General features: G+C 37.5%; 11 protein-coding genes. All 11 read right to left on the bottom strand.

Annotated features, from left to right (window positions below):
* Nucleotides 1-126: 126 nt before the first annotated feature.
* Nucleotides 127-3,534, bottom strand: a complete 3,408-nt coding sequence (locus O3607_RS08160; protein ID WP_371443669.1) for a DNA polymerase III subunit alpha — start codon at nucleotides 3,532-3,534, stop codon at nucleotides 127-129.
* A 12-nt stretch (nucleotides 3,535-3,546) separates the two neighbouring features.
* The gene (locus O3607_RS08155) at nucleotides 3,547-4,314 is read right to left on the bottom strand and encodes a SprT family zinc-dependent metalloprotease (RefSeq protein WP_314361024.1); all 768 of its coding nucleotides are present in this window, start codon (nucleotides 4,312-4,314) and stop codon (nucleotides 3,547-3,549) included.
* Nucleotides 4,315-4,451: 137 nt separating this feature from the next.
* Complete coding sequence (locus O3607_RS08150; RefSeq protein ID WP_371443668.1) at nucleotides 4,452-5,333, bottom strand: hypothetical protein; 882 nt, start codon at nucleotides 5,331-5,333, stop codon at nucleotides 4,452-4,454.
* 71 nt (nucleotides 5,334-5,404) lie between these two features.
* Complete coding sequence (locus tag O3607_RS08145) at nucleotides 5,405-6,157, bottom strand: hypothetical protein (RefSeq protein WP_287515072.1); 753 nt, start codon at nucleotides 6,155-6,157, stop codon at nucleotides 5,405-5,407.
* A gap of 303 nt (nucleotides 6,158-6,460) precedes the next feature.
* A complete protein-coding gene (locus O3607_RS08140; RefSeq protein WP_371443667.1) occupies nucleotides 6,461-6,955 on the bottom strand; it encodes a hypothetical protein in 495 nt (164 codons plus the stop codon).
* A 51-nt stretch (nucleotides 6,956-7,006) separates the two neighbouring features.
* Nucleotides 7,007-7,438, bottom strand: a complete 432-nt coding sequence (locus O3607_RS08135) for a hypothetical protein (protein ID WP_371443666.1) — start codon at nucleotides 7,436-7,438, stop codon at nucleotides 7,007-7,009.
* Between the two features lie 332 nt (nucleotides 7,439-7,770).
* Complete coding sequence (locus O3607_RS08130; protein WP_371443665.1) at nucleotides 7,771-7,998, bottom strand: hypothetical protein; 228 nt, start codon at nucleotides 7,996-7,998, stop codon at nucleotides 7,771-7,773.
* Between the two features lie 100 nt (nucleotides 7,999-8,098).
* Complete coding sequence (locus tag O3607_RS08125) at nucleotides 8,099-8,527, bottom strand: hypothetical protein (protein ID WP_371443664.1); 429 nt, start codon at nucleotides 8,525-8,527, stop codon at nucleotides 8,099-8,101.
* A 296-nt stretch (nucleotides 8,528-8,823) separates the two neighbouring features.
* Nucleotides 8,824-9,285 (bottom strand): helix-turn-helix domain-containing protein, encoded by a 462-nt coding sequence (locus O3607_RS08120; RefSeq protein ID WP_005385599.1) that lies wholly within the window; start codon nucleotides 9,283-9,285, stop codon nucleotides 8,824-8,826.
* Nucleotides 9,286-9,376: 91 nt separating this feature from the next.
* Nucleotides 9,377-10,681, bottom strand: a complete 1,305-nt coding sequence (gene hemL, locus O3607_RS08115; protein ID WP_314361027.1) for a glutamate-1-semialdehyde 2,1-aminomutase — start codon at nucleotides 10,679-10,681, stop codon at nucleotides 9,377-9,379.
* A 9-nt stretch (nucleotides 10,682-10,690) separates the two neighbouring features.
* Nucleotides 10,691-11,665 (bottom strand): porphobilinogen synthase, encoded by a 975-nt coding sequence (gene hemB / locus O3607_RS08110; RefSeq protein ID WP_039969007.1) that lies wholly within the window; start codon nucleotides 11,663-11,665, stop codon nucleotides 10,691-10,693.
* Nucleotides 11,666-11,668: the final 3 nt, after the last annotated feature.

Genomic DNA, 11,668 nt, shown 5'->3' with positions numbered 1-11,668 from the left:
CCTTCTGGATGTTCATATATTATATCAATGTTGGTAAAAGCTAGCTGTGCCCTACGCAACATGTGTTATTAAGTAGTGAATATGTTTATTACTACCTTAACCTCTATTGAGGTTCTTATGCATATATTATTGTACCTCTACGGAGCCATCGCCTAGGATAGCTTCAATAGCCTTAATGGATTCATCGCTAGGATCAAAGCACATGTTCGGTGGCAAGTTAATGCGTTTCCGTTGACGATGTAAGTATAACGACGTCGGAACAGAGCCAGAGGTATTCACTAACACTCGTTTTAAAGCTTCACTATTTTCTGGCGTGTCATATTGACTATAAATGTGGATGGCCACATGTTTTGCCTGACTATAGTTTACCTTTAATGGCATAATGCGGTCTGCAATAATTTGCACACCCTTTTCATCCGCATCAACGCGGCCTTTTACCTTAACAATCATATCAACCGCAAGGAACTGTTGACTTTGACTAAAGACCTTAGGGAATGCCACTACGTTAGCCGCACCAGAATAATCTTCGATGCGAAGAATGGACATAACCTCGTTCCGCCTTGTCATGCGGTCCGTCTTATTTTCAATTAAGCCTCCAAAGGTAATGGTTTGACCATCGTATTGCTCTGGATTTTCTACGAGAGCCCCCAGTTCAAATAGGCCCTCTAGCTCCTTCGCATAGCCTTGCAATGGATGGCCTGTAATGTAAAAGCCTGTATATTCCTTTTCATCCTTTAATTTATCGTCTTCCGATAAATCCTCCACATTCGGTACAGGGATGAAGTCGACGGACTCCTCTATATCGCCAAAGAGACTCATGGTGCCCATAGCGGCATCCTTTTGCTCTTTAGCACCTACGGCTTGAGCACTTTCATACATGTGCAATAATTGGTTTCTATTTTCCTTGAACCCATCCATGGCACCGCATCGAATGAGACTTTCAAGAAGTCGTTTATTAACAACCTTGTTGTCCACGCGTTTACAGAAATCTACTATATCTGTATAGAGGCCGTGCTCATTGCGCTCGCGAATCAAGCGATCGATGGCATTATCCCCTACGTTCTTGATGCCCCCAAGGCCGAAGCGAATGGCATCACCTTGCACGGCAAAGCTCCGTTCAGAATAGTTAATATCTGGACCGAGCACCTTAACATTATGCTTCTTGCAGGCATTGATGTAGTACGTCAATTTCTGCATGTTTTGCATAAAGCTGGTCATGGTAGCAGCCATGAATTCAGGGAAATAGTGGGCTTTCAGATACGCCGTTTGGTACGCAATGTATGCATAAGCCGCACTATGTGATTTATTAAAGCCATAGCCTGCAAAGTATACGAGCAAGTCAAATACTTCATTTGCAATGGACTCTTCTATACCATTATTTATGGAACCTTGAATAAAGGACTCGCGCTGCGCCTTTAGAACGGATTCCTTTTTCTTACCCATGGCGCGGCGCATCAAGTCCGCTTGACCAAGGGAGAATCCGCCCATGGCAGACGCAATCTGCATAACCTGTTCTTGGTACAAGATTACACCAAAGGTATCTTTTAGAATTGGTTCCAAAATTGGATGTAAATAGGTAACCTCTTTTTTACCGTGACGGCGGTCGATAAAGTCCGCTACCATGCCAGACCCCAATGGACCTGGACGGTACAAAGCTACCAATGGAATTAAGTCTTCAAAATGTTCAGGCTTAAGATCCATAACGAGCTTGGTGATACCTTCTGATTCGAGCTGGAATACACCAGACGTATCGCCTTTTGTGAGGATATCACAAGCCGCTTTATCATCGAGCGGTATTGCATCTAAATCGAGATCAATACCACGGTTCGCCTTGATGAGCTTTAAAGCATCCCCCATAACCGTCAAGGTACGGAGGCCTAAGAAGTCCATCTTTAAGAGGCCTAATTCCTCGATATTATCCTTGTCGTACTGCGTAACAAAGCCTTCATCATTGGAATTTTGTACTGGCACGTGGTCATCTAGAGGATCTGCGGAAATTACGACGCCCGCCGCATGGGTGGACGAATTTCGCGCTATCCCTTCTAGCTTTTTACCAAAATCAAATAACTCTTTAACATTAGCATCAGCTTCGTACAAAGCCTTTAATTCTTTGCCTTGCAGAGCCTTATCTAAGGTAATCCCTAGTTCGTTGGGAATCATCTTAGCAATGCGGTTTACTTCCGCCAGTGGTAAGTCTAGCACACGACCTACGTCACGAATTACGGCACGCGCTGCCTCAGTACCAAAGGTAATAATCTGAGATACACGCTCCTGTCCGTATTTTCGCGTTACATATTCGATGGCTTTACCACGCTTTTCATAACAGAAGTCAATATCGATATCGGGCATGCTTACCCGCTCTGGATTTAAGAACCGTTCAAAGAGCAAATCGTATTTTAATGGATCGAGGCCTGTAATGCCAAGTAAATAGGCTACTACAGAACCGGCCGCAGAACCACGACCAGGACCTACTAAGATGTCGTGCTCACGGGCATAGCGTACATAGTCCCATACAATGAGAAAGTAATCCTCAAAGCCCATCGTTCCAATAACATCTAGCTCGTAGTCGAGGCGTTTTTGTAACTCTTCAGAGGTCTCACCATAGAGTCGTGGAATTTCCCGTTCACAAACCTTACGTAAATACGTCTTAGACGTTTCCCCTTCTGGCACATCAAAGTGTGGCAAGTGATGTTCATCAAAATTAAACTCCACATTACAGCGATCTGCAATTTTTAAAGTATTTTCGATGGCACCCGGAATATGTCCAAATAACTCCGCCATCTCATCCCCAGATTTTAGATAGAACTCATCATTGGGGAATTTTAAGCGGTCTACCTCAGCACGACGACGACCTGTAGAAATACATACCTTAATATCTTGTGCGTCTGCATCCTCTTTTAAGACATAGTGGAAGTCATTAGATGCTACGATGCCAAGACCGTATTCCTTGCTGAGCTTAATGAGCTCCTCTTGAGCCTTCGCCTCCTCTGGTAAGCCATGATTTTGGATTTCTAAGAAGAAATTATCTTTCCCGTAGGTCTCGATATACCATTCGATGGAACGCTTGGCGCCTTCCATATTATCTTGCAAGATATATTGAGGAATCTCTCCTTGAATACATGCACTGAGGGCAATTATGCCTTTGCTGTATTGGCGCAATAAATCGCGGTCTGCACGTGGCTTATAATTAAACCCTTCAGTAGAGGCTTTCGACACGATTTTAACAAGATTACGATACCCTTCCATGGTTTCTGCCAATAAGATAAGATGTTTTAATCGTTCACGGCTGCGACCTTCCTGCTTATCAAGACGGCTACCTTCTGTGACATATACTTCACACCCAATAATCGGTTTAACGCCTTGGGCCACACATTCCTTATAAAAATAAATGGCTGCATACATATTGCCGTGGTCTGTAATGGCAAGGGCTGGCTGATTTAGCTCCTTCGCACGACGTACCATGTCAGGCAAACGACTGATACCGTCCAGCAAACTAAACTCTGTATGACTATGTAAATGTACAAATGGCTGCATGGTACACCTCCTTTAAGGGCGATGAGCAAAATATACGTTCAATGACTTCTTGCGAGCCTTCCAATCTGGCAAAAACTGTGCCACTAGATTGTGAAAGTTCTTGGAATGGTCTAAATATTTAAAATGAGCAAACTCATGAACCATAACGTACTCAATATACGCCTGTGGCCCCTCTAATAAACGGGTGTTCATCTTGATGAGCTGCTTTGCTGGCGTACAAGAACCCCAACGACTCTTCATACGCTGCTGTTTTATGGTTGGCATAGGTACATCAATACCTTGCTTGTGGTAGCGTTGATACACGACCTTTGCCCAATGGACAAAGACCTTCTCCCCTAAATTACGCCAATAACTTTGCATTAATTTATGCTTAGCCTCAAAGGTCGTACCACGAGGTACCACCATGGTAAGAATCGCCTTCCCATCAAAGCCAATGTGAGGCTTTCCGTCCTGCTCAACTAGGCGCAATGTAACGGGAATGCCGAGAATAGATAAGCTTTCACCATTTACATACTGCAACGCATCGACGCGCTTGGCATTCAATGCATCAATCTTATAACGAGCCCGCTCAATGAAGGGCATATTCTCGATAACAAACTTGTCCACCCTATAATCCGGCACATAGGCATTCGCCGACACATGGATCACACCATCCTTTGTAATGCGCATGTTCATGTTCTTCACACGCTTGATGGTTAACTCATATTCAATTGTGTCGCCATTATAGGTAATAGACCTAGTTGTTGAAGTATTCATACCTTTTATTTTATCATAAAACACTCATAAAATCGTAAAATTCTGGTAATTTTAATAGAACTACTTAGATTTTAATCAATACTGATTTTTATTAATTTGTAATATAAAAATGACACCTATACCAAACCTAATATGAGGTATAGGTGTCATTAAATCTAAACTCACTCTAGATAGTTTTCCAACCCTAGTTTATGTTGTTGTTTTAAACTCATACTTTTTCTTGCAGTAACTAACTCAACAAATAATTCTTCTATAATTTCCTTATCATCTTTACTAAATTGACTATAATGATTTAAAACAATAATTTTATCCTTTAACATCTTATCTGTATTCTGTTCTTTCGTTAATTTAGCGTCTTCATAGATTTTAAAACTACTCGTATTTAACTCACTATTTTCACTGCTAAAATTATATAACAATAACTTATCTGAATAATATTTCCATACTGTACCAGTTTCTAAATCTATCTTTGTAATGCTTCCAAAATCAACATTATAAAATATATTTTTAGAAATTTTATACTTATCAATTCTCGATAATTTAGAACCTGTAGCTAAATTATAAATCCCACGTGTCTCGCTAGAGAAAAAGAATGGAAATTTAATTATGTTTCCTTCCTCTATAGGAATTCTTTCCCTAAAGTCAGCATAAAATTTACTTTTCCAAACTTCCTGTTCTGAATCAGAGAAACGACTAAATTCTGGATATACATTAGTAATGTCATTTATTCTGATTTCATTAGATGGCTCTTTATGTAATATAAATACGTGATCGTTATTTAATTCATTATATACACCAATACCATTTGTAGTTATATAATATATTTTCCCTCGTACTTCATCAAAACCAAGAACATTAGAAGCAATTATATTAGTTGGTTCTTTGCAGTATATTATGCCACCCTTCATGTCTGAATAGTGAATGAATGGGTTCCAAAAATTAGTAGTAAAGAAAAGCCATCCAACAAAAATAACACCTACTATTATTAAACAAGTAAGAGCTACTCGTTTAAGCCATTTCTTTAATTTTCTTCCTATTTTCATAAAAGCTCATCCAACTTGTTAAAATACTAACCATTACTACACAATATTATCAAAATAAATATAGCGTATTACTAATTTTTACTAACATAGTTATCTCGTAATTGTAATAAAATAGTTCGTTCTTCTTCTCCAATTTCATCTAAGCTATTTAACAGAACTAGATAATCTCCATAGGTATATTTCAACATAGCAACTAAAGAGTCTCTAACCTTTTTACCTGCAATACTTTCATCAAAGTATACTTGAATATCATTTGTTTCTTTATCGATAATAATAAAACCACTCACATTAAATATCAAAATCTTTGTAGCCGTATCTTTTACGCCTCGCACATCATTCGTAATAATAAGATGATTATCTAAATCTAGAAACGTTGCTTCATAGCCAGAGTAATACCATCGTTTATTAAAGTACTTTGCACCACGATCAGAATTCATTAACATTTTTTCAAAGTTATCTAAATCCGTTTTGGAAAAATCTTCTAACTTATTTTTCTTATTAATAATCATCTTTAATCTTGGATGATATAATTTGTGCTGTTCGGTTTCATCACCATAAATTTTAAATTCCCAAATATCTAGTTTATGATTTTTAATATCATACCGACCTATTCCATCATATCCTAAATAATAATAGTAAGGCTCATCAAAATACACTGCTAAAATACGATTAGAAATCGATTCATTGATTGAAATGTCAACTAACTCATGCGACTCATCCATAATAACTATATTATTTGGTGAACTATCGTGATAATAATACTGATAAATCACAGCACTAATAATTACTAGTCCTAGCAGTATTAAAGCACAAATCTTTTTCATAACGAAACCTCTAAACTATACCTTACTTTTATTTCTATTGGTTAATATTCAATTCACTTCTATATTTCAATTATATATTAAACCAACTTATATCACCAACGGATATTTTAATATTGTTATCTTTTATTTATTTTTATATTCAGACTTAACAAAGAATGCCAAAGCGTTAGCACAGGCATTTATACTATAGTAATACAAAAGCTTTATAAATAAACACTACTACTTAAACTGATCAAAAATATAATAAAAGATTCCAAGTCCTAACTACATTATTAGAACATGGAATCTAAAATTATACTGCTATTAAAAAGAAATTCGGCTACCTTGTGATTTAAACCTTCCAGGTGCTTCTGACAATTTCTTATATATATCAAATGTTTCAGATAGACCTAAACTTTCAATCGGTTGTAAAATCATCTTATCACCGTAATACTGTTGTTGTAATCTAGTAAAATTATTTATAGTTTCAATATCTTCTAGATTTAAATAATATACAATAATTGTATTGCTCTCTTGATTGATAATAACATAGACATCATCATTCATCGCATAAATTTTATCATTAATAATATCCATCGAAATACCTTTATTAATGAGATATACACGGTAAGCCTTATCAAAAATTGTATTGTATCTGCTATCAACTACATACCGATACTGTAAATCATGATATAACCAACCCCCACCTATAAAGAGAAATAGACCAATTATACCTACCAATATCGTGGATAGCTGCAGTAAACTCTTTAAAAAATCTATTATTTTATTCATATTTATATAATTGTAATATTTCTCCATAAACTCACTATAATATAACAACCTACAAAAGCTTTTATCCCTAATAATGAATTATAAATGCAATATTTCTAGCCAATTGTTACGTGCTAACACTACAATATATCCATCATTCTCTGAATTCTTTGTTATATATACTCTATATGATTCATTTTCATATACATAGAGAGACTTAGTTTGGTCAACTAAAATCCATTCCCCAGTTAAGGGCTTTATTGATTTTATATCTTTATGTAGTGAATCCTTCTTTATGTTTATTGATACTCCTATAGATAATAGATTTCTTCTGTTCGAATCATATACATCTCCATCAATTATATAGTGATCTCTCGGGAAAGATGCATTTAAAGCTTGTGTCAGTTCTATTCTAGACTGCTCAACAGTATCATTAAACAAAAACCTATAGCCTAATCCACAAATTAGCCATACGAAAAAACAGCCTATAAATGTGTACCAAACAATAGAATAAATTGTTTTATATTTCATAATTAAGTTACCTATACACCAGATGCATTAAAAATCATATGCGCAGCTAATTCTCTAATCATGCTATCTATGATTGGCTTAGAAACTTTTATATTCTTAAAGGCTTAGACCATAATGCATTAATATCACAAGTATCAACATAAACAATATAAATATCCTTGGGGAAATTCTATATTTAATTAATAGTTTACTCTCTTTCACCCCAGAAAACTGTGGAAACAAAAATAAAAAAATTAATATTACACACACCAAGAGAAAAGAATAACCTTCTTCAAAGAGCAATCTTTCTATTACATTCATAATTCCGACCTAAACAAATAAAATAAATCATCTTATTTATTGTCAAAAACAAATTCCACTATAAACAGCCCAATAAGCATGAGGATTGCAATAATCCGTGTTAGAGTTGATTCAATAGAACCTAGAGGTTTAAAGTCACCATTAAAACGAATCCCTGTATATTGAGGAAATATTATTGCCCATAACAAGATTAAAGTCGCAATCATCCAAGAATCAACATTTTTATTAATAAAATCAATAATTTCATCTATAAAATACATTATATTCTCCCTATATTAAATTTAATTTTCCTCATTAGATACAGATTATAACAGCCCATTATCCATCAGTAACTCCAACAAAGTAAATATAATATTAACTTTACCTGTCTTTTTCTAATTTAACGATGATAGCCTTTGTGTTTATATCATGAGTAATATCAACCCAAATATTATCATCTAAATCATATCCTATAATGTGACTCTTATTTACTTCACGCCAGTTTATCTTTTCTTCTGAAAGTATATTCTTTACTGATTCCAAAGTAACACGTTTATAGGTATTTTTAAAAACATAAACCTGCCCGTTTCTACCTGTAGCAAAATGCTCTTCACTTACTTTATACGTCGATATAGCTGCTAACTTTTGCTCATATACTGTTAGTTTTTGTATTTGTCCCGGTCTATTAATATACGCAAGCAAAGTAACAAGTCCCATTATGAAGAATCCGAACAAGATAAAACCAATATAAAATTTTACCCTAAAAGGTGTTCGATCTAATATAGATTTTACACCGCTCCATACTTTCATAATGTCTCCTATACGATCAGTTAATATTCAATTCACTTCTATATTTCAATTATATATTAAACCAACTTATATCACCAACAGATATTTTAACATTGTTATCTTTTATTTATTTTTATAGTTAGCCTAAAAAAATGCCAAAGCGTTAGCACAGGCATTTACAGTATAGTAATACAAAAGCACCATCTACCTAGATCCGACTTATGTGTCGTTTCCCATTAAGATAGATGGTGCTTTTTATTGATCTAATTAAATTGTTCAAATAAACAGGTTCCACTTACATACAATGTAGTATAGCACTATTTTATATTTCGTCGTGCCGCTAAGCTACCAGCGCTGCTAGCTAGTCCCGCTCGGTTGATATGTGGATTCCCATGTTTGTACGTTTTTGGCTTGCTACTTTTATCTTCTACCTTTGATTTCTCAAATTTAGTAAATAGATTGTCTAGCTCGCGCAAGAGCGCACGTTTCTGTGAGTCTTTCAACTCGAATACTTCACCTTTATAGGCAATGTATTTATTTTTGAGTACAGGACTGAGATCATAGATGGGCTCGTGTTGTTCTCCATTTACATCTAGCAGCTCATCCAAGGTCAATCCATAATAGCGAGACAGGGCACAGAGTGTATCTAAATCTGGTTCGCGATACCCTGTTTCGTAATTTGAAAGCGCCGCATTACTGATACCTACGGCCTTTGCTACTTCGATTTGGCTTTTGCCCATGCGCACGCGAGCACGCTTTAAGTTCTTGTAAAACTGCATGTTCATCACCTACATCGATACATAAACAACTACAAACTATATATTTTATAATAATGTATCACTGATTTTTATAGTAGTGTATCACTAATCTTTATAGTAGTGTATCACTGATTTTTTTGAAAGCTTCATCAGCTACGGCCAATGTACGTTCGATTTCACTGCTCTTATGGCAGATAGATACGAAGTTACTTTCATAAGGGCTTGGCGCATAGTAGATACCATGGCTCAAGTTATGATGGAAGAACATTTTGAATTGTTCTTCATTACAAGCTGCTGCATCATCGAAGTTCTTAACTGGTTTATCAGTGAAGAAGATGGTGAACATGGAGCCTACCCGTTGCACTACAACAGGCACATTGTATTGAGCTGCCAAGCGTTCAAAACCTTCACAAAGAGCTATGGTTGCATCTTCAACTTGTTTAAAAATTGTTGGGTCTCGTTGCAAAATGGAAAGCGTTGCAAGACCAGAGGTAACAGCAATAGGGTTACCGCTTAATGTACCGGCTTGGTAAATAGGACCAGCTGGTGCAATTTGGTTCATAATCTCACGAGCACCGCCAAATACAGCAAGTGGCATACCACCGCCAACGATTTTACCAAGGCATGTAAGATCTGGTTTAATATTGTAACGTTTTTGTGCACCGCCGCTACTAGCGCGGAAGCCACACATAACTTCGTCAAAGATCAATACTGCACCATGAGCCTTAGTCACTTCGCGCAAGGTTTCAAGGAAGCCTGGTTCTGGAGGCACACAGCCCATGTTACCAGCTACAGGTTCTACGATAATAGCCGCAATAGTATCGCCGATGTCGTCAAATAATTTGCGAACTGCATCAGAGTCATTGTACGGCAAAGTAATTGTATTTTCTGCTACACCTTGTGGAACGCCAGGGCTATCTGGTACACCAAAGGTAGCAAGACCAGAGCCAGCTTTTACCAAAAGCGCATCACTATGACCATGGTAACAGCCAACGAATTTTACGATACGATCGCGACCAGTATAGCCACGAGCTACGCGCAAGGCACTCATAGTGGCCTCAGTACCGGAGTTAACGAGGCGGATAACCTCCATAGATGGCATGAAAGCTTGTACCTTTTTAGCCAATTCTGTTTCTAGTAATGTAGGCGCACCATAACTAGTGCCGCGAGGAATCGCCTCTTGTAAGCTAGCGATAACTTCAGGATTCGCATGGCCTAAAATCATAGGGCCCCAGCTCAACACATAGTCGATGTATTCGTTATTATCGATATCATAAATACGGCTGCCGCTAGCACTGCTAATAAACGGAGGGTTAGAACCTACACTGCGGTAGGAACGAACCGGACTGTTTACGCCACCTGGCATATAACGTTTAGCCTCTTCAAAGGCTTTTTCAGATTTACCGAGTTGGAACATGGTTTCTCCTTACTTTTGTAACCATTTAGCAATATCTATAGCATGGTACGTAATGATGATTTTAGCACCGGCGCGCTTCATAGAAAGCATTGTTTCCATAACGAGGCGTTCTTCGTCGATAAGACCAGCTGCAGCAGCAGATTTAACCATCGCATATTCGCCAGATACATTGTATACAGCTACAGGTAATTCATAGCGATCACGTGTTTCACGAACGATATCCAAATAGGACAAGGCTGGTTTAATCATGATAATATCTGCACCTTCAGCGATATCAAGTTCGATTTCTCTGAAAGCTTCCAACCGATTAGCTGGGTCCATTTGATATGATTTGCGGTCCCCAAATTTAGGTGCAGAGTTAACAGCACCACGGAACGGACCATAGTAAGCAGATGCGTATTTTGCAGCATAGCTCATAATAGATACATTTGTATAACCTGCCGCATCAAGGGCTTCACGGATAGCACCTACACGGCCATCCATCATATCGGATGGAGCCACCATATGGGCACCTGCTTCTGCTTGGCTTACCGCTACTTTACAAAGCAATGGCAATGTTTCATCATTTAAGATTTCATGATCATCAATCATGCCGCAATGTCCTGTTGTTGTGTATTGGCACAAGCAAACATCAGCTACCACCAATAGGTTTGGCACAGCTGCACGGATGGCTTTGATAGCTTGTTGTACAGGTTGGGACATATCCCATGCAGAGGAACCTTGTTCGTCCTTATATGTAGGAATACCGAAGATTTCTACCCCAAGAATACCAAGATCATATACCTCTTGAGCCATTTTTACAGCTTCATCAACGGATAAGTGGTATTGGCCTGGCAACGTATCAATTTCTTTTTTGATACCTTCACCAGGAACGATAAATAATGGATAAATTAAATCAGTTACGTCGAGTGTCGTTTCCCGTACCAAATCACGCATTTCTGGATTGATACGCAAGCGGCGAGGACGGTATGTTAAATCGTACATGTA

The sequence above is a fragment of the Veillonella sp. 20925_1_51 genome (assembly GCF_041431445.1).
GTDB lineage: Bacteria > Bacillota > Negativicutes > Veillonellales > Veillonellaceae > Veillonella > Veillonella nakazawae.
This window is presented reverse-complemented; position numbering and strand designations above follow the sequence as displayed.

What these genes read in the sequence shown, in the direction of transcription:
- O3607_RS08160 (WP_371443669.1), bottom strand. Translation starts at nt 3,534, where the DNA reads ATGCAGCCATTTGTACATTTACATAGTCATACAGAGTTTAGTTTGCTG.
- O3607_RS08150 (WP_371443668.1), bottom strand. Translation starts at nt 5,333, where the DNA reads ATGAAAATAGGAAGAAAATTAAAGAAATGGCTTAAACGAGTAGCTCTT.
- O3607_RS08145 (WP_287515072.1), bottom strand. Translation starts at nt 6,157, where the DNA reads ATGAAAAAGATTTGTGCTTTAATACTGCTAGGACTAGTAATTATTAGT.
- O3607_RS08140 (WP_371443667.1), bottom strand. Translation starts at nt 6,955, where the DNA reads ATGGAGAAATATTACAATTATATAAATATGAATAAAATAATAGATTTT.
- O3607_RS08135 (WP_371443666.1), bottom strand. Translation starts at nt 7,438, where the DNA reads ATGAAATATAAAACAATTTATTCTATTGTTTGGTACACATTTATAGGC.
- O3607_RS08130 (WP_371443665.1), bottom strand. Translation starts at nt 7,998, where the DNA reads ATGTATTTTATAGATGAAATTATTGATTTTATTAATAAAAATGTTGAT.
- O3607_RS08125 (WP_371443664.1), bottom strand. Translation starts at nt 8,527, where the DNA reads ATGAAAGTATGGAGCGGTGTAAAATCTATATTAGATCGAACACCTTTT.
- O3607_RS08120 (WP_005385599.1), bottom strand. Translation starts at nt 9,285, where the DNA reads ATGCAGTTTTACAAGAACTTAAAGCGTGCTCGCGTGCGCATGGGCAAA.
- hemL (WP_314361027.1), bottom strand. Translation starts at nt 10,681, where the DNA reads ATGTTCCAACTCGGTAAATCTGAAAAAGCCTTTGAAGAGGCTAAACGT.
- hemB (WP_039969007.1), bottom strand. Translation starts at nt 11,665, where the DNA reads ATGTACGATTTAACATACCGTCCTCGCCGCTTGCGTATCAATCCAGAA.